Raw genomic sequence first — 25,602 nt, forward strand, 5'->3', positions numbered from 1 at the left:
TTTTTTATTTCACTGTTCGGGCTCGGGGTCTCTATGGGGCCGACTCCCCGGGCCCCTACTCAACTCACCGCCCCGGCGGGGGGCCGCCACCCCCGGGGGGGCCGCCCCCCGGCCGTTCTCGGCGGGGTCAGCCCTGCCAGCTGCGCGCTCCGTGGAAGCCGCGACGGCGCTCCAGCCGCTGCCAGCGGGCCGCGGTGGCCCGGGGGCGCGTCGGGGCGGCGTGTGTCGGCTGGGCGGCGGCGCGGGCGATCAGCACGGCGGTGAGGGCCGCGAGCTCCTCCTCGCTGGCGACGCCCTTCTCCACGCGGATGGGGTGGGTGCCGGCAGGGTTCACTGGGGTTCGTCTCCTCGGTGCGTCGGGATGGGGAAGGTGCGGTCGGTGGCCGGTTACTGCGGCGGGTTGCCGTGCTTGCGGGCCGGCAGGTCGGCGTGCTTGGAGCGGAGCATGGCCAGCGAGCGGATGAGGACCGCGCGGGTCTCGGCGGGGTCGATGACGTCGTCGACCAGGCCCCGCTCGGCCGCGTAGTAGGGGTGCATCAGCTCGGACTTGTACTCCTTGACCATGTGCGCGCGCATGGCCTCGGGGTCGTCCGCCTCGGCGATCTGCTTGCGGAAGATGACGCCGGCGGCGCCCTCCGCGCCCATGACGGCGATCTCGTTGGTGGGCCAGGCGTAGGTCAGGTCGGCGCCGATGGACTGGGAGTCCATGACGATGTAGGCGCCGCCGTAGGCCTTGCGCAGCACCACGGAGATGCGGGGCACGGTGGCGTTGCAGTACGCGTACAGCAGCTTGGCACCGTGGCGGATGATGCCGCCGTGCTCCTGGTCGACGCCGGGGAGGAAGCCGGGGACGTCGAGCAGGGTGAGGATCGGGATGTTGAAGGCGTCGCACATCTGGACGAAGCGGGCCGCCTTCTCGGAGGCCTCGATGTCCAGCACGCCGGCCAGCGCCCGGGGCTGGTTGGCGACGATGCCGACGACCTCGCCGTCCATGCGGGTCAGGGCGCAGATGATGTTGGTGGCCCACTGCTCGTGGACCTCCAGGAACTCTCCGTCGTCGACGAGCTCCTCGATGACCGCGCGCATGTCGTAGGGCCGGTTGCCGTCGGCGGGGACGAGGTCCAGCAGGGCGTCGCCGGAGCGGTCGACGGGGTCCTCGCAGGACGCCGAGGGCGGGTTCTCGCGGTTGTTCTGCGGCAGCAGCGAGAGGAGGTAGCGGACCTCCTCCAGGCAGGTCTGCTCGTCGTCGTAGGCGAAGTGGGCCACGCCCGAGGTCGCCGCGTGGACGTCAGCACCGCCGAGGCCGTTCTGGGTGATCTCCTCACCGGTGACGGCCTTGACGACGTCGGGGCCGGTGATGAACATCTGCGAGGTCTCGCGGACCATGAACACGAAGTCGGTCAGCGCCGGGCTGTAGGCGGCGCCGCCGGCGCAGGGGCCGAGCATCACGCTGATCTGCGGGATGACGCCCGAGGCCTTGGTGTTGCGCTGGAAGATGCCGCCGTAGCCGGCGAGCGCGGAGACGCCCTCCTGGATACGGGCGCCGGCGCCGTCGTTGAGGGAGACCAGCGGGGCGCCTGCCTGGATGGCCATGTCCATGATCTTGTGGATCTTGGTGGCGTGGGCCTCGCCCAGCGCACCGCCGAAGATCCGGAAGTCGTGGGCGTAGACGAAGACCGTCCGGCCGTGGACCGTGCCCCACCCGGTGACCACACCGTCGGTGTAGGGCTTCTTGGCCTCCAGCCCGAAACCGGTCGCCCGGTGCCGGCGCAGCGGCTCCACCTCGTTGAAGGAGCCCTCGTCCAGCAGCAGGTCGATGCGTTCCCGGGCGGTGAGCTTGCCCTTGGCCCGCTGGGCCTCGGTCGCCCGCTCGCTGGGTCCTCGCCGCGCCTGGTCACGGATCGCGTGCAGCTCGGCGACCCGCCCCCGGGCGTCCTTCGCCTCCGCGGGCGCGTCATCAGCAATGGTCATGTATCGAAGGTACGGGCACCAAAGGGTCCGGGCCGATGTCGGTTAGGTACAACGTCCGACCCGATTTGGTGGGCAGGCAGCACAGAAGCGCCCTGCACAGCGCGGTCCGCCGCTGGTCCGTCCGGGTGAGCCGGGGCGCCCTCGGGCTGTAGGGGCCGGACAAACGGCGCCGCCCCGGGCCCGTCGATCTCCGTCCCGCCCCACCGCCACCCGGGACGGGAATGGAGGTGGGGCGGGACGGAGCGCCGTGCCGCTGCTCAGCCCTGCGGCTTCACCCCGGCGCGCAGCAGACCGTAGACGTAGGCGTCGTCCAGCGCCTGCCAGGAGGCGGCGATGACGTTCTCGGCGACGCCGACCGTGGACCACTCGCCCCGGCCGTCGCCGGTGGAGACCAGGACCCGGGTGATGGAGCCGGTGCCGAGGCGGCCCTCCAGGATGCGGACCTTGTAGTCGACCAGCTCCATGGCGGCCAGCTCCGGGTAGATCCGCTCCAGCGCGGCACGCAGCGCCCGGTCCAGCGCGTTGACGGGGCCGTTGCCCTCGGCGGTGGAGACGATGCGCTCGCCCTTGGCCCACAGCTTGACGGTCGCCTCGTTGGCGTGGGTGCCGTCGGGCCGGTCCTCGGTGATCGCGCGCCAGGACTCGACGGTGAAGTAGCGCAGGCCCTCCTGGTCCGCGCCCTCCTCCCGCTCCAGGAGCTGGCGGCGCAGCAGCAGCTCGAAGGAGGCGTCGGCGGCCTCGTAGCTGTACCCGGCCAGCTCGCGCTCCTTGACGCGGTCGACGATCCGGCCGACCAGCTCGCGGTCGCCGCCGAGGTCGACGCCGAGCTCCCGGCCCTTGAGTTCGACGGTGGCGCGCCCGGCCATGTCCGAGACCAGCATCCGCATGCTGTTGCCGACCAGCTCGGGGTCGATGTGCTGGTAGAGGTCGGGGTCGACCTTGATGGCGGAGGCGTGCAGGCCGGCCTTGTGGGCGAAGGCGGAGACACCGACGTAGGGCTGGTGGGTGGAGGGCGTGAGGTTGACGACCTCGGCGATGGCGTGGGAGATGCGGGTGGTCTCGGCCAGCTTGCCCTCGGGCAGGACCCGGCGCCCGTACTTCAGCTCCAGGGCCGCGACCACGGGGAAGAGGTTGGCGTTGCCGACGCGCTCGCCGTAGCCGTTGGCGGTGCACTGCACGTGGGTGGCGCCGGCGTCGACGGCGGCGAGGGTGTTGGCGACGGCACAGCCGGTGTCGTCCTGGGCGTGGATGCCCAGCCGCACCCCGGTCCGCTCCCGTACGGTGCGCACGGTGGCGGCCACCTGGGCGGGCAGCTTGCCGCCGTTGGTGTCGCACAGCACCACGACGTCCACCCCGGCCTCACCGGCGGTCGTGACGACCTGGAGGGCGTACTCGGGGTCCAGGTCGTAGCCGTCGAAGAAGTGCTCGCAGTCCAGGAAGACGCGGCGGCCGTGCTCGCGCAGGTGGCGGACGGTGTCGGCGATCATCGCCAGGTTCTCCTGCGGCGTGGTGCGCAGGGCACGCTCCACGTGGCCGAGGTGTGACTTGGCGACCAGGGTGACGACCGGGGCCCGGGAGTCCAGGAGCGCCTGGACGTTGGCGTCCTCGGCCACCGGAACACCGGCCCTGCGGGTGGAGCCGAAGGCCACGAGCTGGGCGTGGCGCAGTTCGACCTCGTCGTGGACGCGGGCGAAGAACTCGGTGTCCCGGGGGTTGGCGCCGGGCCAGCCGCCCTCGATGAAGCCGACGCCGTAGTCGTCGAGGTGGCGGGCGATCGTCAGTTTGTCCGCGACGCTCAGGTTGATGCCCTCACGCTGCGCACCGTCGCGCAGCGTGGTGTCGAAGACGTGGAAGGCGTCCCGCTCCTCGGCGGGTGCTGGGGCGTCCGTCATGGTGACTCCTGTCGGGTGTCGGTCCGGCCTGCCTCCGGGCGGAGGCCGGCCGTCGACCGGTTCCACCGTCCCACCGGGCCTTAGCGCGTGGGTCTCCGGCCGGGGTGCGCCGGAAACGAAAAAGACCCCTCGCGGGTGCGAGAGGTCTGCGCGCGGGTCTGGGACACGGCGGCCGTGCGTACGTCGGTCGGTACGGCACGGTCACTGCGGACCGGCGCGCCTGCTGCCAATAATCGTGGCGAACGAGGACACGCCCGCAGTCTCGCACACCCGCTGGGCGCCGGCGGCCCCCGTCTCAGGATGCGAACCGCCGGGGCCGGCCCGCGGGCAGTCCCGAGGGACGTGTCCGGCCGGGCTCCCGGGGCGCGCCGTGCGCCCCCCGGGAGCCCGCCGACCGGTCAGGAGGCCACGGGCGCCGCGGTCTCGGGGGCGGCGTCGCCGCCGGGCCCGGAGGCGCCGGTGCGGTGCAGGTCGATGGTGCGGGTCTCGCGCATCGTGAGGTAGACCACGAGGGAGACGGCGGCGCAGGCCGAGACGTACCAGAAGAAGCCGGACTCCATCCCGCCGTCCTTGAACCACAGGGCGACGTACTCGGCGGTGCCGCCGAAGAGGGCGTTGGCGATGGCGTAGGGCAGGGCGACGCCGAGGGCGCGGATGCCGGTGGGGAAGAGCTCGGCCTTCACGCAGGCGTTGATGGAGGTGTAGCCGGTGACGACGACGAGGGCGAGCAGCGCCAGCCCGAGCGCGGGCCAGTAGCCGCCGGCGTGCTGGAGCAGCGTCATGATCGGCACGGTGAGGAAGGTGGAGCCGACGGCGAAGGTGATCAGCAGCGGCCGGCGTCCGATGCGGTCGGAGAGGGCGCCGGCGAACGGCTGGAGGCACATGAAGAGGAAGAGGGCCGTGAAACTGACCAGGGAGGCGGTGTTCTTGGGCAGGCCGGCGCTCTGCGAGAGGTACTTGGTGAGGTAGGTGGTGTACGTGTAGTACGCCACGGTGCCGCCCATGGTCAGCGCGATGACGAGGAACGCCTCGCGCTTGTGGGCCCACAGCGCCTTCAGGGTGCCGCGGTCGGGGTCGTTGCGGGCGCTCTCGTCGCCCGCGTAGACCTCGGTCTCCAGCATGTGGCGCCGCAGGTAGAAGACGATGGCCGCGCCGAGCGCCCCGATGACGAAGGGCAGCCGCCAGGCCCAGTTCTGGAGCGCCGCGTCGGACATCGTGTGCTGGAGCACGATCTGCAGGGCGAGTCCGACGAGCTGGCCGGCGGTCATCGAGACGTACTGGAAGCTGGAGGCGAACCCGCGCCGGTCGGCGGAGGACGCCTCGGTGAGGTAGGTGGCGCTGGCCGCGTACTCGCCGCCCACGGAGAGGCCCTGGAGCATGCGGGCGACCAGCAGCACGGCCACGCCGCCGTAGCCGGCCACGCCGTAGGTGGGCGCGACGGCGATGAGGATCGCCGACAGCGACATCAGCGTGACGGTGAGGGTGAGGGCGGCCTTGCGGCCCCTGCGGTCACCGATCCGGCCGAGCAGCCAGCCGCCGACGGGACGGAGGAAGAAGCCGACCGCGAAGACCCCCATGGTGTTCATGAGGCTGGCGGTCGCGTTCCCCTTCGGGAAGAAGGAGGCCGCGAAGTACACCGCGAAGCTCGAGTAGACGAACCAGTCGTACCACTCGACCATGTTGCCGGCCGAGCCGACCCAGACCTTCTTCCACTGCTGTCGTTCCATAGTGCGACACCGTCTCCCACCAGCAGCTCTTCGCACAAGACTGCGAAGTACAACGATTTCGTACGCCGGGGGCGAGCGGCTCCGCGGCGACGGTCCGCGCAGCTACTCGCGCGGCGCCAGCGCCTCGTCGAGGAAGGCGGCGACGTGGCCCCGCACGGCCTCCCGCTCGGTGCCGGGCAGGCCGACGACGAGGTGGGTGCCGAAGCCGTCGAGCAGGGCGCGGGTCCGGGTGGCCAGGGCCTGCGCCGGGACCTCGCGGAACTCGCCGGCGGCGACGCCCTCGACGAGCAGCGCCACGAGGTCGCGGTGCCAGGCGAGTTCGAGTTCGAGCTGGCGGTCCCGGATGGCGGCGTCGGCGTTCTGCGAGCGGTTCCAGACCTCCAGCCACAGCGTCCAGCGGGGGTCGCGGTGCCCCTGCGGCAGGTACAGGTCGACCAGGGCGTCCAGCCGCTCGCGGGCGGGCACGCGTCGCGAGAGCGCGGCCCGGCGCTCGGCGCCGAGCTGCTCCTCGCTCCACTGGAGGGTCTGGAGCAGCAGCTCGTCCTTGGTGCCGAAGTAGTACAGCAGGTGCCCGCTGCTCATGCCGACCTCGCGGCCGAGCCCGGCCATCGTCAGCCGCTCCAGACCCCGCTCGGCGATGCTGGCCATCGCCGCCGCGAACACCGCCTCCCGCGGGGGCGCGTTGCGTCGCCGCCGGGTGGGGGCCTCGGCCACGGGGACTCCTCCTCGGGTGCGGGTCCCGCCGGCGGGGCGGGCGCTACGGGTGCGGCTGTCCAGTCTTTCACGGGAGCGGGGTGGCGGGAGGCGGGGCGGAGCGCAGGGCTCGGTCACCTTGGGGTGGCCGCGGCCGGGGTCACAGCCGACGGCCCGGCGCGTGGACGCCCCGGGCGCCGGCGACGTCAGGCGGCCTGGCCCTGCGGCTGGGGAGCCTGGGCCTTCGGGTCGGGGCCGTACTGGTTGGGTCCCCTCTGGCCGTCGAAGAGCGCGAGGACCGGGACGACGGGGGTGAAGGTGAACAGGGCCAGCCATCCCGAGCGGCCCGTGTCGTGCATGCGCCGGGCCGCCACCGCCACGGTGGGGAGGACGAGGATCAGGAGGTAGAGCTGGACCACGAGGTGATAGGTGTCCCGCTCGATGATGCGGTGGTCGGCGAGCAGGCGGACGATGTTCATCAGGACGACATGGGTGAGCACGAACGTCCAGTACTCGGTTCGTCGTGCCCGTCCGTGGAAGACGGCGTACTTTCTCCACGGCGTCAGGTACCAGTGCATGCAAGCCCCCCGGGCGGGTCGTCGGTGCGGGCGCCGGGCCCGGGCCTGCGCACACCCGGAGGCCGCGCCGGCCCGGGCTCGCCCCGCCGTGCCCTTCTCCGACCCACGTGACCCGCCCGGGGTTGTACGGCCCGGCGGAGATTCCGCCGGGACCGCCCGGACGCGGTGCGGTGCCTACACCCGCGGCTGCTGCTGGGTGATGCAGTGGATGCCGCCGCCCGCGGCGAAGATGGTGCGGGCGTCGACCTGGACCACTCGGCGCTCGGGGAAGAGGCGCCGGAAGAGCGCGGCGGCCTGGGTGTCCCGCTCCTCGTCGGCGAAGGAGCACAGGACCACGCCGTCGTTGCACAGGTAGTGGTTGATGTAGGAGTAGTCCGCCCAGCCCCCGTCGGCCTCCAGTTGCCGGGGGGCGGGGACCTCCACGACCTCCAGGCGGCGGCCGGCGGCGTCGGTGGCCGAGCGCAGCAGGGCGGCGATCTCCCGGGTGACCTCGTGGTCGGGGTGGGCGGGGTCGGGCTGGCTGTGGACCACCACGGTTCCCGGGCGGGCGAAGGCGGCGACGATGTCGACGTGGCCGAGGGTGCCGTAGTCCTGGTAGTCGCCGGTCAGGCCGCGCGGCAGCCAGATCGCGGTGGTGGTGCCCAGGTGCGCGTGGATCTCGGCCTCGACCTCCTCGCGGGTGCGGCCGGGGTTGCGTTCGGGGCCGAGTTGCACGGTCTCGGTGAGCAGCACGGTGCCCTCGCCGTCGACGTGGATGCCGCCGCCCTCGTTGACGAGGGTGCTGCGGAAGGTGCGGGCGCCCGCGAGGTCGGCGACGTGGCCGGCGATCTTCTCGTCGTGCTCCCAGCGCGCCCAGGGCTGGGCTCCCCAGCCGTTGAACGTCCAGTCCACGGCGGCCAGTTCGCGTCCGTCGGTGACGAAGGTGGGGCCGATGTCGCGCATCCAGGCGTCGTCCAGGTCCCGCTCGACCACGTCGATGCCGGGGCCGAGGGCCGACTTCGCCGCCTCGCCCTGGCCGCGACCCGCCACCACCGTGACCGGCTCGAAGACGCGTACGGCGCGGGCCACCGCCGTCCACGCCCGGCGGGCTTCGGCCAGGGCGTCCCCGCCCTCGTCCTCGAACGTCGGGTTGGGGCCGGGCCAGGCCATCCAGGTGCGCTCGTGCGGGGCCCACTCGGGGGGCATGCGGAAGCCTGCTGCCACTGGGGTGGTCATGGTCGTCCTTCGGTCGGGCGGGGTGGGTGTCCGCGCGGAGCGGCGATCGGGAGGGAGAGGCGGGGCGGGTGTCGGTCCCGGCCGGACGCCGCTGGGCGCGCGGCCGGGCCGGCCGGGCCTCGGTCCGCCGGGGCGGGGTGAGGCGCCGGGCCGCCGGGGTCAGAGGAAGTACAGCCGCGAGAGGGAGACCTGCTCCGCGGGTTCGGAGCGCATCGGGGTGCCGTCGAGGGTGACCAGTCCGCTGCGTGCGTCCACCTCGACGTTGCCCACCCGGGAGTTGTGGACGAGGTCGGCGGGGCCTATGCCGCGGGTGCCGCGCACGGCGACGCGGCGCCGACGGGTGGGCACGCCGTCCCCGCCCTGCTCGGCCGCGGTGCGGGAGACGAAGGCGACGGACAGGTCGGCGGCGGTGGCCCCGTGTGCGCCGAACTGCGGTCCCAGGACCAGCGGTTCGCAGGTGTCGGTGGCGGCGTTGGGATCGCCGGTGACGCCGTAGGCGGGAAAGCCGTTCTTGAGCACCAGTTGGGGCTTGGCGCCGAAGTACTGCGGGTGCCACAGCACGATGTCGGCCATCTTGCCGACCTCGATGGAGCCGATCTCGTGGGCCAGTCCGTGGGCCAGGGCGGGGTTGAGGGTGAGCTTGGCGACGTAGCGCAGGACGCGCGCGTTGTCGTCGTGCGGGCCGTCGCCCTCCAGCGGGCCGCGTTCGGCCTTCATCTTGCCGGCCATGGCGAAGGTGCGGCGCACGGTCTCGCCCGCGCGGCCCATGCCCTGCGCGTCGGAGGAGGTGATGCCGATGGCGCCGAGGTCGTGCAGGACGTCCTCGGCCCCCATGGTTCCGGCGCGGATGCGGTCCCGGGCCATGGCGGCGTCGCCCGGCAGGTCCGTCTTCAGGTCGTGGACGGAGACGATCATGCCGTAGTGCTCGGCGACGGCGTCCCGGCCGAAGGGCAGCGTGGGGTTGGTGGAGGAGCCGATGACGTTGGGGACACCTGCCATCTTCAGCACGTTGGGCACGTGGCCGCCGCCGCAGCCCTCGATGTGGAAGGCGTGGATGGTGCGGCCCTCCAGGACGGCGAGGGTGTCCTCCACCGAGAGGCACTCGTTGAGGCCGTCGCTGTGCAGGGCCACCTGCACGTCGTGCTCCTCGGCGACGCGCAGCGCGGTGTCCAGGGCGCGGGTGTGGGCGCCCATGTCCTCGTGCACCTTGAAGCCGCAGGCGCCGCCCTCGGCCAGCGCCTCGACGAGCGGCGCCGGGTGGGAGGACGAACCCCGGCCGAGGAAGCCGATGTTGACGGGCCAGGCGTCGAAGGCGTTGAAGGCGTGGTGCAGCGCCCAGGGCGAGTTGACGCCGACGCCCCAGACGGGGCCGAACTCCTGGCCGATGATCGTGGTGACGCCGGAGGCGAGGGACGCCTCCATGATGCGCGGGGAGAGCAGGTGGACGTGGGTGTCGACCGCTCCGGCGGTGGCGATCATGCCCTCGCCGGAGACGATGGAGGTGCCGGTGCCCACGACGACGTCCACCCCGTCCAGGGTGTCGGGGTTGCCGGCCCGGCCGACGGCGTGGATACGGCCCTCGCGGATGCCGATCGAGACCTTGCGGATGCCCTGGACGGCGTCGATGACCAGTACGTTGCTGATGACCACGTCACAGGTCTCGCGGACGGCGGCGGCCCGCAGGTGGAGGCCGTCGCGGGCGGTCTTGCCGAAGCCGGCGAGGAACTCCTCCCCCTGCTGCTGGGCGTCGGACTCCACCCGCACCACCAGCCCGGTGTCGCCCAGGACGACGCGGTCGCCGGCACGGGGGCCGTGGACGGCCGCGTAGGCCCGCAGTTCCTCGGTCTCGGCTTGGCTGGTCATCGCCGGTCCTCCTGCCGGTTCGGGGTGGCGCCGGGCGGGGTCGCCGCCTGGGTCGGGGTGGTCTGCGCGGTGGCGGGTCGGGCGCCGAGGTAGCCGCAGGCCGCGGCGCGGTGCAGCGCCTCCTCCTTGGCGCCGGGCGCGTCCAGCGGACCGTCGACGAGGCCGGCGAACCCGACGGCGACCCGGGCCCCGCCGATCGGCAGCAGGTCGACGGTGACGTCGGCGTCGGGGTCGAACCGCACGGAGGAGCCGGCGGGGACGCAGAGCCGCATGCCGTAGGCGGCGGCCCGGTCGAAGTCCAGGCGCGGGTTGGCCTCGAAGAAGTGGAAGTGCGAGGTGACGCTGACCGGCACGGTCGCGGTGTTGCGCACCGTCAGCGTGCATGCCGGGCGTGGGCCGGGCAGCGCCGGGCCGGGCAGTACGGCACCGGGGACGCGGGTCGCCTCGTCCGCCCCGCCGTCCGGGCCGGCCGCGGGGGCGCCGCCGCGCAGCGGGTCGGTGACCACCGCGAGGCGGGAACCGTCGTCGAAGACCGCCTCGACGTGGACCTCGGTGACCACGTCGGCGACGCCGGGCAGGACGTCCTCGGGCCCGAGCACGGCGCGGGCCGCCTCGATCGCGTCGGCCAGCCGGCCGCCGTCCCGGGCCGTCTCGCAGACGGTGTCCGCGATGAGGGCGGTCGCCTCGGGGACGTTCAGCCGCAGGCCGCGGGCCAGGCGGGCCCGCGCCAGTTCGGCGGCGCCGAACAACAGCAACCGGTCGCGCTCGGTCGGGGTCAGCCGCATCCCGTCCACCTCTCAGCTCGCTTAGATCGACACTCTAATTCTTCTTCCGTACGACGCAACCCATTGACCTGCTACCAGGAAGTGCGTCACATTGAGCGCTGCTCTAAACGTGCCCACGGTCTCTCAGGGGAGCGCCTATGCCGATAGAACAACGCGGGGTCGACACCATCCCGGACGTGGAACGCACCAGCCGTCCCCGGGACCTCGTGTCGATCCTGCTCGGCTCCAACCTGGCGCTCGGGGTGGTCATCTTCGGCTGGCTCCCGGTCTCCTTCGGCCTCGGCTTCTGGCCCTCGGTGACCTCGCTGCTCGTGGGCACCCTGGCCGGCACGCTGCTGACCGCCCCGCTGGCCCTGGTCTCGCTGCGCACCGGCACCAACCTCTCGACCAGCAGCGGCGCCCACTTCGGGGTGCGGGGCCGGCTCGTCGGGTCGGTGATCGGGCTGCTGCTCTCGCTCGGCTACACGGCCCTGACGCTGTGGGTGGGCGGTGACGCGGTGGTCGGCACCCTCACCCGGCTGACCGGACTGCCCTCCTCCGGCGCGGTCTACGCGGTGGTCTACGCGGCGCTCGCCGTCTGCACCGCGCTCGGCGCCGTCTACGGCTACCGGCTGCTGCTGCGCCTGAGCCGGGCCCTGGCGGTCGGCATGACGGTGCTCCTGGTGCTGGGACTGTTCGCGTACGCGCCGCACTTCTCGACGGCCGCACCGGCCGGCGGCTACCTGCTCGGCGGGTTCTGGCCGACCTGGCTGCTGGCGGTCGTCTCCGCGGGACTGAGCGGGCCGATCGCCTTCATCACGCTGCTGGGCGACTACACCCGCTACATCTCCCCGCGCCGCCACTCCTCGCGCACGGTCTACCTCGCGACCTGCGCCGGGCTGGTGGCGGGCCTGCTGGTGCCGCAGCTCTTCGGCACCTTCACCGCCCTCGCGGTGGACTCGGCGACCGACTACGCCGGGCCGCTGGTGGCCGGATCACCGCTGTGGTACCTGGCCCCGCTGCTGCTCGGTGCCTCGGCGGGCTCGGTGGGCAACGCGGGGCTGATGCTCTACTCGATGGGCCTGGACCTCGACGCGATCCTGCCGCGGGCCAGCCGCACGCAGGCCACCTACGTGGTCGCGGCCCTCGCCACCGTCCTGGTCTACCTGGGCCACTTCGCGTGGGCCGCGCAGGACGCCATGACCTCGTTCGTGCTGCTGCTCACCGCCGTCGGTACACCCTGGGCAGTGATCACCGTCATCGGCTACGCCCGGTGCCGCGGGGTGTACGACGCCGACGCGCTCCAGGTCTACAACCGGCGGACACGGGGCGGGCGTTACTGGTACCGCGGCGGCTGGCACCTGCGGACGGTGGTGTCCTGGGCGGCGGGTTCGGTGACGGGGCTCGCCTCCGTGGACACGCCTCTCTACCGCGGCCCGCTGGTGGAGGTGACCGGCGGCATCGACATCAGCTTCCTGCTCGCCGCGCTGGTGACGGCGGTGGCGCAAGCCCTGCTGACCCGCGGTGAGGACGCGCCCCGGCGCACGGACGAGCCGCTCCCCGTCGAGGGGCAGCCGACGGCCGACGCCACCGGTTGAGCGGCGCCCGGTGCCACGGGGGCGGCCCGGGTCCCCGCGCTCGGACGCGAGGACCCGGGCCGCCTCCGGCTCAGCCCAGGGGGTGCATCCAGCCGTGGGGGTCGGCGACCGCACCGGTCTGGATGCCGAGCAGCGCCTTGCGCAGCTTCATCGTGACCTCGCCGGCGCCGCCGTCGGCCACGGTCCAGCTCGCCCGCGTCGACTTCACCGAGCCGACGGGGGTGATCACGGCGGCGGTGCCGCAGGCGAAGACCTCGGTCAGGCTGCCGTCCTCGGTGGCCGCCTTCCAGTCCTCGACCGAGATCCGCTCCTCGGCGACCCGGTAGCCCATGTCCGCGGCGATGCGCAGCAGCGAGTCGCGGGTGATGCCGGGCAGCAGCGAGCCGGAGAGCTCCGGCGTGACGATGCGGTCGCCGAAGACGAAGTAGAGGTTCATGCCGCCCATCTCCTCGATCCAGCGGCGCTCGATCGCGTCCAGCCAGACCACCTGGTCGCAGCCGTGCTCGACGGCCTGCGCCTGGGCGACCAGCGAGGCGGCGTAGTTGCCGCCGGCCTTGGCCGCGCCGGTGCCGCCGGGGGCGGCCCGCACGTACTCCTCGGACAGCCAGACCGAGACGGGCTTGACGCCGCCGGAGAAGTAGGCGCCGGCCGGGGAGGCGATGACGATGAAGAGGTACTCGTTCGCGGGCTTGACGCCCAGCCCGACCTCGGTGGCGATCATGAAGGGCCGCAGGTACAGCGACTCCTCGCCGGTGCCGGGCACCCACGCCTTGTCCTGGCGCACCAGCACGTCACAGGCCTCGACGAAGGTCTCCACCGGCAGCTCCGGCATGCTCAGCCGGCGGGCCGAGTCCTGGAAGCGGCGCGCGTTGGCGTCGGGGCGGAAGGTGGCGACCGAGCCGTCGGGCTGCCGGTAGGCCTTCAGCCCCTCGAAGATCGTCTGCGCGTAGTGCAGCGTCATGTTGGCGGGGTCGAGCGGCAGCGGGGCGTACGGCACGAGCTGCCCGTCGTGCCAGCCCCGGCCCTCGGTCCACCGGATGGTGACCATGTGGTCGGTGAAGTGGCGGCCGAACCCGGGGGCGGCGAGGATCTGCTCCCGCTCGGCGTCGGAGAGCGGGTTCGCCGTGGGCTTGAGCTCGATCGTGGGCGTCGTCATGTGCCTGTTCCTTCGCTACGTCTGTCGGCACCGCGCGGCTGCTCGGCTCGCCCGTACCGCCTGCCCTGGGGCAGATGGCGCGGCGGGCCCGGCGGGAAGCGGCGCCGTGGGGTGCGGCGACCGCGGCCCCGGGGCACTCACTGGTGTCCCTCGGGCCTTTCCCCGTCCCGGGGAGTCCGCGCACCGTTGCCCGTCCGGGTCACGACGGGGGACTCCTCGGCGGTGCCATGTTCGATTATCGCCCCACGGCGTCCGCTTCCGACACCCTTGGCCGGTGTGAGCTGGGACGGGTCCCGGCAGACCGGGTCCCGGCAGACCGGGTCCCGGCAGGCCGGGTCCCGGGCGGCGGGCCGGACCGCCCGGTCCGGGAGGCACCGAACCAGGCGGTGGCCCGTCCCGCCCGGCCGCGGCCGTCACCCTGGGGCGCGGTGCTCGGTCGGGGGGCGGGCCACCGTCGGGCCGGGTCCGCCTGAGCGGTCAGGCAGCCACCTGGCCGGCCAGGGCGTCGCCGATCTGCTCGGTGGTGCGCGGCGTGCCGTCGCGGGCCTCCAGGTCGGCCGCCACGGCCTCCTCGACCCGGGCCGCCTGGGCCTCCAGGCCGAGGTGGCGCAGGAGCAGCGCAACCGAGAGGATCGTCGCCGTCGGGTCCGCCTTGCCGGTGCCCGCGATGTCGGGGGCCGAGCCGTGGACGGGCTCGAACATCGAGGGGAACTCGCCGGAGGGGTTGATGTTGCCGGAGGCGGCCAGGCCGATGCCGCCGGTGACGGCCGCGGCGAGGTCGGTGAGGATGTCGCCGAAGAGGTTGTCGGTGACGATGACGTCGAACCGCTCGGGCTGGGTCACGAAGAAGATCGTGGCCGCGTCGACGTGCAGGTAGTCGGTGCTGACCTCGGGGTACTCGGCGGCGACCCGGTCGAAGATGTTCTTCCACAGGTGGCCGGCGTGGACGAGGACGTTGTTCTTGTGCACCAGCGTGAGCTTGCGGCGGGGGCGGGCCTTGGCCCGCTCGAAGGCGTCCCGGACCACGCGCTCCACGCCGTAGGCCGTGTTCACGCTGACCTCGGTGGCGACCTCGGCCGGGGTGCCGGTGCGCAGGCTGCCGCCGTTGCCGGTGTAGGGGCCCTCGGTGCCCTCACGGACCACGACGAAGTCGATGTCGGGGCGGCCCGCGAGGGGGGTGGTGGTGTTCGGGAAGAGCCGCGAGGGCCGCAGGTTCACGTAGTGGTCGAAGGCGAAGCGGAGCTTGAGCAGGAGCCCGCGCTCCAGGACGCCGGACGGGACCGAGGGGTCGCCGATGGCACCGAGGAGGATGGCGTCGTGGCCCTTGAGGGACTCCATCTCCTCGTCGGGCAGGGTCTCCCCCGTGGCGTGCCAGCGGCGGGCGCCGAGGTCGTAGTCGGTGGTTTCCAGCTTGACGTCCTGCGGAAGCACGGCGCGGAGGACCTTCAGGCCCTGCGCCACGACCTCCTGGCCGATGCCGTCACCGGGGATCACTGCGAGGCGAATGCTGCGAGACATGGGCCGACCCTACTCTTCGTCCCACTCCCTGACACGCCCGTCCAAGATGTGGACTTGGCGGCGTCGGGCGGGCCGGACCGGCACGGCGACCGGTCGGCCTGCCCGCAGCGCCGGGGTCGGGGAGCGCACCGCACCCCCCGTGCCCGCCGCCGGGAGTCAGTGGCCCGTCTGGCCGCCGTTGTCGCGGCGGTCGAGTGCGCGCTGGAGGGCAGCGGCGGCGTTCCTGCGGTCCTCGTCGCCCTTGCGGGCGGAGTGCCGGATCCTGCGGCCACGGACAGCGGTCTCAGCCATGGTTCACCCTTCCACCGTCCCGTGGCCTCGGCGCGCGGGACGTTCGTCGTCAGTCATCTGAGGAAGCGTTACGCGGGATGGACCGGTAGGGGCGGGGGCCTGCGCGCCGCAGGGGTCACCTGCACGGGGGCGCGCGCCACAACCGCTCTCGCCCGATGGGACGAGACCTTCGGCTCCCTACAAAGGTAGGGCAGATCGGTCGTGTTGTCCGCACAATTACTTGGCCTTCCTACTATTTGAGACGGGCGGCGTCCTCCTGCCCCGCCACCACCCCCGCCCGGGGCGCCGCCGACATGCGACCGCCGCCCGCGGCGGGTGCCGGGGCGGCGGTCGGGTGGGCGGGCGGCGGCGCGGCCCGCGGGCGGGTCAGCCCATGTGCGGGTAGCGGTGGTCGGTCGGGGCCACCATGGTCTCCTTGATGGCGCGCGGCGACATCCAGCGCAGCAGGTTGAACTTCGACCCGGCCTTGTCGTTGGTGCCGGAGGCGCGGGCGCCGCCGAACGGCTGCTGGCCGACGATCGACCCGGTGGGCCGGTCGTTGAGGTAGAAGTTGCCGGCCGCGAACCGCAGCTTCTTCGAGGTCTCGGCGAGCACGGCCCGGTCCCGCGCGATGACGGCACCGGTCAGCGCGTAGGCGGCGACCGACTCCATCTGGTCCACCACCGCGTCGTAGTCGGCGTCCTCGTAGACGTGCACGGCGATGATCGGTCCGAAGTACTCGGTGGAGAAGACCTCGTTCTCCGGGTCGGTGCAGGTGATCACCGTCGGGCGGACGAAGTAGCCCACCGAGTCGTCACAGGTGCCGCCGGCCACGATCTCGCAGGTCGGGTCGGCCTCGGCCCGCTCGATGGCCGCACGGCTCTTGGCGAACGCCCGCTCGTCGATGACCGCCCCGAGGAAGTGGGACAGGTCGGTGACGTCGCCCATCTCCAGCGCCTCGGTCTCGGCGACCAGCTCCTCGCGGAAGCCGTCCTCCCAGATCGACCGCGGGAGGTAGGCCCGGGAGGCGGCGGAGCACTTCTGCCCCTGGTACTCGAAGGCGCCGCGGATGATCGCGGTCTTCAGCACGGCCCGGTCGGCGGTGGGGTGGGCGACGATGAAGTCCTTGCCGCCGGTCTCGCCGACGATGCGGGGGTAGGAGCGGTAGCCGGAGATGTTCTCGCCGACGGTCTTCCACAGGTGCTGGAAGGTGGCCGTCGAGCCGGTGAAGTGGATGCCCGCGAGGTCGCGGTGGCGCAGCGCGACCTCGGAGACCGCGCGGCCGTCGCCGGTGACGAGGTTGATGACGCCCTTGGGCAGGCCGGCCTCCTCCAGCAGCTCCATGAGGAGGACCGCGGCGTGGGTCTGCGTCGGCGAGGGCTTCCACACCACGACGTTGCCCATGAGGGCCGGGGCGGTCGGCAGGTTGCCCGCGATGGCGGTGAAGTTGAAGGGGGTGATCGCGTAGACGAAGCCCTCCAGCGGGCGGTGGTCCATGCGGTTCCACACGCCGTTGGGCTGCACCGGCGGCTGCTCCTGGAGGAGCTCGCGGGCGAAGTGGACGTTGAAGCGCCAGAAGTCGACCAGTTCGCAGGGCGCGTCGATCTCGGCCTGCTGGGCGGTCTTGGACTGGCCCAGCATGGTGGAGGCGGCGATGGTCTCCCGCCACGGGCCCGAGAGCAGGTCCGCGGCCTTGAGCAGGATCGCGGCACGCTCGTCGAAGGGCATGTCGCGCCAGGCGGGGGCGGCGGCGAGCGCCGCGTCCACCGCGTCCCGGGCGTCCTGCTCGGTGGCCTCGGCGTAGGTGCCGAGGACGGCCTTGTGGCGGTGCGGCTGCACGACGTCCACGCGGGCGCCGCCGCCCATCCGCTTCTCGCCGCCGATGGTCATCGGCAGGTCGATCGGGTTCTCGGCCAGTTCCTTGAGTTTGGCCTCCAGGCGGGCGCGCTCCGGGCTCCCGGGCGCGTAGCCGTGCACCGGCTCGTTGTAGGGGGCGGGAACGTGGGTGACGGCGTCCATCGGTGCCGGTTCTCCTTCGGGTGGGAGGTGCTGGTCGGTGCGGGAAGGGGCGGTCAGCCCCGGGTGGCCAGGGAGCGCAGGAAGAAGGTGAGGTTGGCGGGGCGCTCGGCGAGGCGGCGCATGAAGTACGCGTACCAGTCGGTGCCGTAGGGGACGTACACGCGCATCCGGTGCCCCTCGGCGACCAGCCGTTCCTGTTCGGCGGTGCGGATGCCGTAGAGCATCTGGAACTCGTACTCCGAGGACTTGCGTCCCGCGCGGCGGGCCAGGTCCTGTCCGATGGCGACCATCCGGGGGTCGTGCGATCCGACCATGGGGTATCCCTCGCCGGCCATGAGGATCTTCAGGCAGCGGACGTAGGCCTTGTCCACCTCGTGCCGCTCCTGGAAGGCGACCGAGGCCGGCTCGTTGTAGGCGCCCTTCACCAGGCGCACCCGGGAGCCTTCCCCGGCCAGCGCACGGCAGTCCTCCTCGGTGCGGAACAGGTAGGACTGCACGACGGCCCCGGTCTGCGGGAAGCGGGTGCGCAGCTCGCGCACGACGGCGAGGGTGGCGTCGACGGTGGTGTGGTCCTCCATGTCGACGGTCACCGTGGTGCCGGCGTCGGCGGCGGCCTCCACCACGGCGGTGACGTTGGCCAGCGCCAGGTCCTCGCCGCCGGGCAGCGCCAGGCCGAAGGCGGTCAGCTTGACCGACATCTCCGCGCGCGGCCCGAGGCCGAGGGGGCGCAGCGCGTCGATCAGCCGGAGGTAGGCGTCGCGGGTGGACCGGGCTTCGGCCGGGTCGGTGACGTCCTCCCCCAGGTGGTCGAGGGTGACGTCCATGCCGCTCGCCGTGAGGGCGCCGACCACCGCCATCGAGCGGTCCAGGCCCTCCCCCGCCACGAAGCGGTCGACCACGGGACGGGTGAGGGGGGCGGCGGACACCAGGCGGCGGACGGTGTCGTTGCCTGCCGCCGCGAGGAGCACGGGGCCCAGCGCTGGGGCCATGAGGACCTCCACGTTGCACGGGCCGGCGGTGGGTTCACCCCTTCGCCGGCGACCTGGGGGGACCGCGTCCCGTCCGGCCCGTGGGCCACCGGGACGGGCGCGGTCCGGGGAGACGCCCGCACCGAGAAGGGGGGCGTCCGGCGGCCCCGCGGGCGCGGGCGTGGCCGGTGTCCTCCCCCTCGGCTACTTGAATTCTGGTGGCCGCCCCGGCGGTCGGCCATCGACACCTGTCACGGGATGGTGGCGCACCTCTCAGACAGTTGTATGAGAGGGAGGGAGAATGCCCGCATGGCCCTCGACTACCAGCAGCTCGTCGACGAGATCTCGGCGGTCCTCCAGGCTCCGGCGACGCTGGAGGACCGCGACTTCCGCCTCGTCGCGTTCGGGGTGCAGGAGACCAGGGAGGGCGACGAGGAGGCGGAGGAGGCGCTGCTGGACCCGGTGCGCACCCGCTCGATCCTGCGGCGCCGCTCCAGCGCCGCGGTCCGCGCCTGGTTCGAGGGGTTCGGCATCACCCGGGCGACGGCGCCGCTGCGCATCCCGCCTGACCCGGCGGCCGGCGTCCTCCACGGCCGCATCTGCCTCCCGGTGCGCCACGGCGGCATCGTCCACGGCTACGTGTGGCTGCTGGACGACGGCCACCTCACTGACCTGGTGCTCGGCGGCCCCGGCGTCCCGCCCGACCCGCGGGTGGAGCAGGCGATGGAGAGCGCCTACCGCATCGGCGAGCTGATGGCCGCGCAGGCCGGGGGCGGGGCGGAACTGGCGGGGCTGCTGCGGGCGCTCCTGACCGCACAGGCACGGAACCGGCCGGAGGCTGCGGCGGCGCTGCGGGAGGCGTTGCGGCTCCCCGCCGGCCGGCCGTACGCGCTGGTGGTGGTCCTCCCGTGGGGGGAGCGGTCGCAGAGTGCGGTCTCGGGTCAGCCGGGGCTGCTGGCGGCCTGCCGCCTCACCACGGCCCTCGGAAGGGGCGAGGCGGGCGCCGGCCCCGGTGACGGCCGGCCGGACGCAGCGTTCCCGGCCGGCGGTGAGGAGGACCTGCTGGCGGCGCTGGTGCGGCTGCGCACGTCCGGGTCCGCGGGGCCGGCGGACACCGTGGCGGAGCACCTGCTGGGCGCCCCCCGCGCGGCATCCGGCACCGGTCCGGCCGGCCCTGCCGACGGGGCCGGTGGGGCCGGCGGGCCCGGGGCCGCCGGTGTCGCCGACGTCCGCAGCGACCTGGCGGCGCTGCCCGCGGCCTTCGGGGAGGCGGTGGCCGCGGCCCGGGCCGCCCGCGCGGAGCCGTCCCTGGGCCCGGTCGCGCACTGGGCGGACCTCGGTCCCTACCGCGCCCTGACGGCCCTGCCGCCCGGCCCGCCCGACGCGGCGGTCACCGAACTGCTGCGGCCCGCCCACCGCGAACTGGCCCGGACCGTCGAGGTCTTCCTCGACCTCGCGGGGGCCGCCGGCCGCACCGCCGCGGAGCTGGGCGTGCACCGGCAGACGCTGTACTACCGGCTCCACCGGGCCGAGCAGCTGACCGGCCTCGACCTGGACTCGGGAGGGGACCGGCTGCTGCTGCACCTGGAGTTGAAACGGGCCCGGCTGGCGCGCGGCGGGGGGAGCTGACGCCTCCCCGCCGGGGCGGACGGACGGCAGCCGCCGGCCCCGGCCCCGCAGGGGCCGTCCGGTTGCTGCCCGTCGCCGCCGGCAAGGCAGCCGACCAGGTGGTGCCGGGCTTCGCCCTGCGGGGGCTGGTGACGGCCGGCGCCTTCCCTGCCGTCACCGGGTGCCCGCTCCGGACCCGGGCGCGGCGCCCGGGCCCGGACGCCGGCTGCGGCGGCCACGGGGTCACGGCGGACGGGTCGGGCCCGGGTCGGGACGGGCCTTCCGCTTCACACCTTGGTGAAGCACAACGTGTAGTCCGCGCTCCGGTGGCCGTCGACGAGGATGCCGTAGTCGTAGGACGTGGAGCAGTGGTGGCCGGGGCCCGGGAGCCTGGCGGCCGTCTTGTACTCGGCCTCGGCGGAGTCGCAGTCGACGATCGTCGGCAGCGGGTCGCCCTGGGGGTCGGCGATCCGCACGCAGTCGCCGACGTCCGGGTTGTGGGTCTCGGCCTCCGCCGCGCGGGCCGACTGCGAGGCCTGCGCCTGCGCCTTGCCGCCGGTGGGGCTGGTGTTCCAGTTCCAGACGTAGTAGCCCACGCCGGCGAAGACCGCGAGAACCACGACGAAGGTCACCGCGCCCTGTACGGGGCTGCGGCGCGGCGTACGGGCGGGGCCGCGCGGGGGCTGAGGTGCGGGGTACTGCTGCGGCTGCTGTTGCGGGTGGCCGTAGGGCTGCGGGTAGCTGTTCGCCGGAGGCGGGTAGGCACCGGGCGGCGGCTGCTGCGGGTATCCGTACGGCGGCTGGGGCCCACCGTGGGGAGCCTGGTTCTGCGGGCCGGGAGGTGGCGCGGACATGGTTCTGTTCCCCCGTGGGCGTCGGCCGGACAACGGTGTCCGGCAGCTGAGTTGGCCCGCACAGGCTACCTGCGGGGCCTCGGGCGGCCGGGCCGCGGTGTTCCCGGGGGCCCGGCGGGATCGCGCACCGGCCCGTGCCACGCGGGACAGCTCGGAACGCCCCGGCGCCCGGCGCGGACGGGTGCCGCCGGCGCCGCGGGAAGTCGGACGGGTGCCGTCGGCGCCGCGGGGAGGCCGTGGGGCGGCTTCGCCCTCGGAGAAACGTCCCCCGGGCCCCCGCCGCAGCGGCCACCCTCGACACGTGACAGCGACCCCGCCCCGCATTACCGTCCACCGACTCGACCTCGGCTACCTCGTCCGCCCCGGCGAGGAGTACGGCGCGCCCCACCCCCGAGTCGAGCCGGTCCTCGCCTACCTGGTGCGCCACGAGGGCGGACTGCTGCTGTTCGACACCGGCATGGGGGAGGGCGACCCGGAGGTCGACGCGCACTACCGGCCCCGCCGCCGCGGCCTGCCCGGGGCGCTGGCCGCGATGGGAGTGAGTCCGCAGGAGGTGACCGCTGTCGCCAACTGCCATCTGCACTTCGACCACTGCGGCGGCAACCCGGCGCTCACCGGCCGGCCCGTCCTCGTCCAGCGCTCCGAGCTGGCGACGGCGCGCGGCGGCGACTACACCCTGGACCACCTCGTGGACTTCCCCGGCGCGGCCTACGAGGAGCTGGACGGGGAGGCCGAGGTCTGGCCCGGGGTGCACCTGCTGCCCACCCCCGGGCACACCGCGGGCCACCAGTCGCTGGTGGTCGAGCGGCCGGACGGCACGGTGGTACTCGCCGGGCAGGCCCACGACTTCGCCTTCGAGTACGGCGCCGCCCACCTCGCCCGCCGGGCCGCGGCGGACGGCCTCGCGGCGCCCCGGCCGCCCCACCCCGCCTGGCACGAGCGCCTCGCCGCGTTCGACCCCCGGCGGGTGTACTTCGCGCACGACGCCTCGGTGTGGGAGCCGACGGACGGTGGGTGAGGGATGGGCCGGGTGGGGACCCGGCCGGCGGCAGGGGGCGGGAGCCGCCGGCCCCGACCGGCGGTGCAGCGCCACGGTCGGGTGGGGCCGGCCGGGTCAGGCCGGGGCGGCGGTCGCCGCGTCCCGGGGGGTGCCGGTGCCCGAGGCGGTCTCGATCACCTCGTCCAGGACGCCCCGGGAGCGCACCAGGTCGGCGATCATCGCGTCGATGCGGGCGCGTTCGACGGTGAGCTGCCGCACCAGGGAGGGGGTGGCCCGCAGCGACGGCCCCCCGTCGGCGTCCCGCATGCAGGGCAGGAGTTCGCCGATCTTGCTGCTGCACAGGCCCGCGGCGAAGAGCATCTGGATGAGCACCACCCGGTCGACCGCGGCCTCCGCGAACTGGCGGTGGCCTCCGGTGGTGCGGTCGGCGGTCAGCATGCCCTGTTTCTCGTAGTAGCGCAGGGAGCGTTCGCTCACTCCGGTCCGTGCCGCCAGTTCACCGATCCGCATGGGAGCCTCCCGGGGGCCTGCCGCACTTGAAACTGACACCGGTGTCAAGTTCTACCCTCCCGGCATGACGCGGACAACCCCTCGCACCCCGGCCCCCTCCCCCCTCCTCCAGCCCGCCCGCCTCGGCCCGCTCCACCTGCCCAACCGCCTGGTGATGGCGCCGATGACCCGCAACCGGGCCGGCGCCGACGGCACACCCGGTGCCCTCATGGCCGCCTACTACGCGCAGCGCGCCACCGCCGGCCTGATCGTCGCGGAGGCCGCCACACCGAACGCCGTCGGGCAGACCTACCCGGACATCGCCGCGATCCACCGGCCGGAGCACGTGGCCGGCTGGCGGTCCGTCACCGGCGCGGTGGCGGCGGCCGGGGGCCGGATGTTCCTGCAGATCCAGCACGGCGGCCGGGTCGGCCACCCGGAGACCAGCGGGCTGACGCCGGTGGCGCCCTCCCCCGTGCCGCTGCCCGGCACGATCTTCACCCCCGGGGGCCACCGGCCGGCCGCGGTGCCGCGGGAGATGACCGCCGCGGAGATCCGCGCGACGGCCGGGGACTTCGCCGCCGCGGCCCGCAACGCGGTCGCGGCCGGTTTCGCCGGGGTGGAGGTCCACTCCGCCAACGGCTACCTGCTGCACCAGTTCCTGGCCCGCAACACCAACCACCGGACGGACGCCTACGGCGGCTCCGTGGCCGGGCGCATCCGCTTCACCCTGGAGGTGGTGCGCGCCGTGGCCGCCGCGATCGGACCACGGCGGACCGGGGTGCGGCTCTCCCCGGGCGGCACGGCCAACGCCATCCGGGAGGACGACACCGCCGAGCTGTACCCGGCGCTGGTGGCCGAGCTGGCCGGCCTGGACCTGGCCTACCTCCACCTGGTGCGCGCCGAGCCGGAGGAGCCGCTCCTCGGCCGGCTGCGCGCGCTGTGGCCGGGCACGCTGATCGCCAATCCGCTGCTCCCCGACCGCCTTCCCGCGGACGGCGGCCGGGCGGCGGGTGAGCGGCTGCTGGCCGCCGGGGCCGACCTGGTGGCGCTGGGCAGGCCGTTCCTCGCCAACCCCGACCTGGTGCGGCGCATCGCACTGGGCGCCCCGGTCAACGAGGTCCGCGACAGGTACCTGATGTACGTCGGGGGTGCGACCGGATACACCGACTACCCGACGCTGACGGAGGCCGGCGCGGTCCCCGCTCCGTCGGCGGCAGCGCTCTGACCGGCCGGGGAGCCGGGTGGGCCGCACCCGGCCGGCGTCCCCGCGCCGGGGCCCCGGACACGCGACGGCCCTCCCCCGGACAGCGCCGGGGAAGGGCCGAGGCACGGGGACGGACACCGGGGCCGGTGGCCGCCGCGGGTCAGTCCGCCAGGTTGACGACGCGCGCGGAGGTGGCGCCGATCTCCTGGGCGATCTCGGCCAGCACCGGCGCCGGGATGGTGTCGTCGACGGTGAGCGAGACCAGCGCCTCGCCACCCTGGTCGGCGCGGGAGACCTGCATGCCGGCGATGTTGATGCCGGCCTCGCCGAGGATGCGGCCGACGGTGCCGACGACGCCGGGGCGGTCGCCGTAGCGCAGGAAGGCCATGTGGTCGGCGAGGGCGAGGTCGACGGAGTGCTCCCCGACGGCCACGATCTTCTGCTGGTGCTTGGGGCCGGAGAGGGTGCCGGAGATGGAGACCTCCTGCCCGTCGGTGAGGGTGCCGCGCACCACGACCACGTTGCGGTGCTCGCTCGCCTCGCTGCTGGTGGTCAGGCGGACCTCGACGCCCCGCTCCTGGGCGAACAGCGGCGCGTTGACGTAGCTGACCGTCTCGTCGACCACGTCGGCGAACACGCCCTTGAGCGCCGAGAGTTCGAGGACCTTCACGTCGTGCTGGGTGATCTCGCCGTACACCTCGACGTCGAGGCGGACCGCGACCTCGCCCGCCAGCGCGGTGAAGATGCGGCCCAGGCGCTCGGCGAGCGGCAGGCCGGGCTTGACGTCCTCGGCGATGACGCCGCCCTGGACGTTGACGGCGTCCGGCACGAGCTCGCCGGCGAGTGCCAGGCGCACCGACTTGGCGACGGCGATGCCCGCCTTCTCCTGGGCCTCACCGGTCGAGGCGCCCAGGTGCGGGGTGGCGACGACCTGGTCGAACTCGAAGAGCGGGGAGTCGGTGCAGGGCTCGGAGGTGAAGACGTCCAGGCCGGCGCCGGCGACCCGGCCCTCCTTCAGCGCGCTGGCCAGCGCCACCTCGTCCACGATGCCGCCGCGGGCCGCGTTGACGATCCGCACCGAGGGCTTGACCTTGTGCAGCGCCTCGTCGCCGATGAGACCGAGGGTCTCGGGCGTCTTGGGGAGGTGGACGGTGATGAAGTCCGCGACCTCCAGCAGCTCGTCCAGCGTCAGCAGCTTCACACCCATCTGGGCGGCGCGCGCGGGCTGCACGTAGGGGTCGTAGGCGACGACGTTCATGCCGAAGGCCGACATGCGCTGGGCGACGAGCACGCCGATGCGGCCCAGGCCCACCACGCCGAGGGTCTTCTCGCTCAGCTCGACACCGGTGTACTTGCTGCGCTTCCACTCGCCGTTCTTCAGCGCCGCGTTCGCCTGCGGGATGTTGCGGGCGGTGGCGACGAGCAGGCCGCAGGCGAGCTCGGCGGCGGTGACGATGTTGGAGGTCGGGGCGTTGACGACCATCACGCCGGCCTTGGTGGCGGCGGAGACGTCGACGTTGTCCAGGCCCACGCCCGCACGGGCGACGACCTTGAGCTTCCCGGCCGCGGCGACGGCCTCCGCGTCGATCTTCGTGGCGCTGCGCACCAGGACGGCATCGACGTCGGCGAGGGCGGGCAGGAGCTCGGCGCGGTCGGCGCCGTTGCAGTGCCGGATCTCGAAGTCGGGACCGAGGGCCTCGACGGTGGCCGGCGAGAGCTCCTCGGCGATGAGTACGACGGGTTTGCTGGCGGAAGTGCTCACGTGGTCTTCAGTCCTCACTAGTCCTTCGCGGACGGCCGTCCCGACGGCCGAAGGCGGTGAAGGGGGAATGCCGCGTGGAAGACGCACGACGTTGTGAGCCTGACGCGCTGGTGGTGTGCAGTGTAGTGGCGGTGGTACCAGGGGGAACTCACCTGTCGTGCCAGGATCACCCGTGCGTGGTGGACCGGACACGGGCGGCCCGCCGCGGCAGGCGGACGCCCTTGCGCGGTGGCCCGGACCCCGTCGTGCGGGTGCGCGCGGCACGCCCCTGTGACGGGCAGGTTACGTCCCCGGGGACGTACCGGGGAAGAGGGGCGCCCCCGCCTTCCCCGACGGTGCGGGTGCGGCCGGGGGGGGCGGCGGCGGGCGCCCGCCCCCCCCCCCGGGGGTAAAAGTGTGTCAGTATAAAAAAAAAAAAAACAGACCAAAAAAAAAAAAGTTTTATAAGTT

Annotated in this window: 21 protein-coding genes; 4 read left to right on the forward strand and 17 right to left on the reverse strand. The window is 73.7% G+C overall.

Annotated features, from left to right (window positions below):
- Positions 1-127 precede the first annotated feature (127 nt).
- The 9 genes from ACFV3R_RS05525 to ureA form a co-directional block, all read right to left on the reverse strand.
- The gene (locus ACFV3R_RS05525) at positions 128-334 is read right to left on the reverse strand and encodes an acyl-CoA carboxylase subunit epsilon (protein ID WP_385575930.1); all 207 of its coding nucleotides are present in this window, start codon (positions 332-334) and stop codon (positions 128-130) included.
- A 53-nt stretch (positions 335-387) separates the two neighbouring features.
- A complete protein-coding gene (locus tag ACFV3R_RS05530; protein WP_385575932.1) occupies positions 388-1,971 on the reverse strand; it encodes an acyl-CoA carboxylase subunit beta in 1,584 nt (527 codons plus the stop codon).
- A gap of 257 nt (positions 1,972-2,228) precedes the next feature.
- Positions 2,229-3,863: a citramalate synthase gene (gene cimA / locus ACFV3R_RS05535; protein WP_385575935.1), complete on the reverse strand. Its 1,635-nt coding sequence runs from the start codon at positions 3,861-3,863 to the stop codon at positions 2,229-2,231.
- Between the two features lie 398 nt (positions 3,864-4,261).
- Entirely contained in the window at positions 4,262-5,590 is a 1,329-nt protein-coding gene (locus ACFV3R_RS05540; RefSeq protein WP_385575938.1) for an MFS transporter, read from the reverse strand.
- A 102-nt stretch (positions 5,591-5,692) separates the two neighbouring features.
- Positions 5,693-6,238: a TetR/AcrR family transcriptional regulator gene (locus ACFV3R_RS05545; RefSeq protein WP_385576439.1), complete on the reverse strand. Its 546-nt coding sequence runs from the start codon at positions 6,236-6,238 to the stop codon at positions 5,693-5,695.
- 251 nt (positions 6,239-6,489) lie between these two features.
- Positions 6,490-6,861 carry a DUF805 domain-containing protein gene (locus tag ACFV3R_RS05550; RefSeq protein ID WP_385575941.1) on the reverse strand — a complete coding sequence of 124 codons (372 nt, stop codon included), beginning with the start codon at positions 6,859-6,861 and terminating at the stop codon, positions 6,490-6,492.
- A 174-nt stretch (positions 6,862-7,035) separates the two neighbouring features.
- Entirely contained in the window at positions 7,036-8,076 is a 1,041-nt protein-coding gene (locus tag ACFV3R_RS05555; protein WP_385575944.1) for an agmatine/peptidylarginine deiminase, read from the reverse strand.
- Between the two features lie 159 nt (positions 8,077-8,235).
- Positions 8,236-9,939: an urease subunit alpha gene (locus tag ACFV3R_RS05560; protein ID WP_385575947.1), complete on the reverse strand. Its 1,704-nt coding sequence runs from the start codon at positions 9,937-9,939 to the stop codon at positions 8,236-8,238.
- Positions 9,936-10,724: an urease subunit gamma gene (gene ureA / locus ACFV3R_RS05565; protein WP_385575950.1), complete on the reverse strand. Its 789-nt coding sequence runs from the start codon at positions 10,722-10,724 to the stop codon at positions 9,936-9,938. The genes ACFV3R_RS05560 and ureA overlap by 4 nt, the downstream gene beginning before the upstream one ends.
- Before the next feature lie 137 nt (positions 10,725-10,861).
- On the opposite strand from ureA, the gene ACFV3R_RS05570 reads away from it, so the two are divergent.
- Positions 10,862-12,301, forward strand: a complete 1,440-nt coding sequence (locus ACFV3R_RS05570; protein ID WP_385575953.1) for a cytosine permease — start codon at positions 10,862-10,864, stop codon at positions 12,299-12,301.
- Positions 12,302-12,371: 70 nt separating this feature from the next.
- Here the strand turns inward: ACFV3R_RS05570 and ACFV3R_RS05575 are convergent, their stop codons facing one another.
- From ACFV3R_RS05575 to ACFV3R_RS05595, 5 genes are all read right to left on the reverse strand, one after another.
- Positions 12,372-13,457 (reverse strand): branched-chain amino acid aminotransferase, encoded by a 1,086-nt coding sequence (locus ACFV3R_RS05575; RefSeq protein WP_385575956.1) that lies wholly within the window; start codon positions 13,455-13,457, stop codon positions 12,372-12,374.
- Between the two features lie 477 nt (positions 13,458-13,934).
- Positions 13,935-14,975, reverse strand: coding sequence for a 3-isopropylmalate dehydrogenase (locus tag ACFV3R_RS05580; protein WP_385575959.1), 1,041 nt, complete (start codon positions 14,973-14,975; stop codon positions 13,935-13,937).
- Positions 14,976-15,131: 156 nt separating this feature from the next.
- Positions 15,132-15,266, reverse strand: a complete 135-nt coding sequence (locus tag ACFV3R_RS05585; RefSeq protein WP_385575962.1) for a hypothetical protein — start codon at positions 15,264-15,266, stop codon at positions 15,132-15,134.
- 366 nt (positions 15,267-15,632) lie between these two features.
- On the reverse strand, positions 15,633-17,264 hold the full coding sequence (gene pruA / locus ACFV3R_RS05590; protein WP_385575965.1) for an L-glutamate gamma-semialdehyde dehydrogenase: 1,632 nt from the start codon (positions 17,262-17,264) through the stop codon (positions 15,633-15,635).
- A 53-nt stretch (positions 17,265-17,317) separates the two neighbouring features.
- Positions 17,318-18,253, reverse strand: a complete 936-nt coding sequence (locus ACFV3R_RS05595; RefSeq protein ID WP_385575968.1) for a proline dehydrogenase family protein — start codon at positions 18,251-18,253, stop codon at positions 17,318-17,320.
- Positions 18,254-18,541: 288 nt separating this feature from the next.
- On the opposite strand from ACFV3R_RS05595, the gene ACFV3R_RS05600 reads away from it, so the two are divergent.
- On the forward strand, positions 18,542-19,861 hold the full coding sequence (locus ACFV3R_RS05600) for a PucR family transcriptional regulator (RefSeq protein WP_385575971.1): 1,320 nt from the start codon (positions 18,542-18,544) through the stop codon (positions 19,859-19,861).
- A 266-nt stretch (positions 19,862-20,127) separates the two neighbouring features.
- Here the strand turns inward: ACFV3R_RS05600 and ACFV3R_RS05605 are convergent, their stop codons facing one another.
- Positions 20,128-20,694, reverse strand: coding sequence for a hypothetical protein (locus ACFV3R_RS05605; protein ID WP_385575974.1), 567 nt, complete (start codon positions 20,692-20,694; stop codon positions 20,128-20,130).
- Between the two features lie 301 nt (positions 20,695-20,995).
- On the opposite strand from ACFV3R_RS05605, the gene ACFV3R_RS05610 reads away from it, so the two are divergent.
- Positions 20,996-21,712, forward strand: a complete 717-nt coding sequence (locus ACFV3R_RS05610; RefSeq protein ID WP_385575977.1) for an N-acyl homoserine lactonase family protein — start codon at positions 20,996-20,998, stop codon at positions 21,710-21,712.
- Between the two features lie 96 nt (positions 21,713-21,808).
- Here ACFV3R_RS05610 and ACFV3R_RS05615 read toward each other — a convergent pair whose 3' ends face one another.
- A complete protein-coding gene (locus tag ACFV3R_RS05615) occupies positions 21,809-22,204 on the reverse strand; it encodes a MerR family transcriptional regulator (RefSeq protein WP_385575980.1) in 396 nt (131 codons plus the stop codon).
- Positions 22,205-22,268: 64 nt separating this feature from the next.
- Here ACFV3R_RS05615 and ACFV3R_RS05620 point away from each other — a divergent pair, with 64 nt between their 5' ends.
- Positions 22,269-23,411, forward strand: a complete 1,143-nt coding sequence (locus ACFV3R_RS05620) for an alkene reductase (protein ID WP_385575983.1) — start codon at positions 22,269-22,271, stop codon at positions 23,409-23,411.
- Between the two features lie 139 nt (positions 23,412-23,550).
- Here ACFV3R_RS05620 and serA read toward each other — a convergent pair whose 3' ends face one another.
- Entirely contained in the window at positions 23,551-25,152 is a 1,602-nt protein-coding gene (serA, locus tag ACFV3R_RS05625) for a phosphoglycerate dehydrogenase (protein WP_385575986.1), read from the reverse strand.
- Positions 25,153-25,602: the final 450 nt, after the last annotated feature.

This window comes from Streptomyces sp. NPDC059740, from assembly GCF_042733155.1.
In the GTDB taxonomy this organism is placed as follows: Bacteria; Actinomycetota; Actinomycetes; order Streptomycetales; family Streptomycetaceae; genus Streptomyces.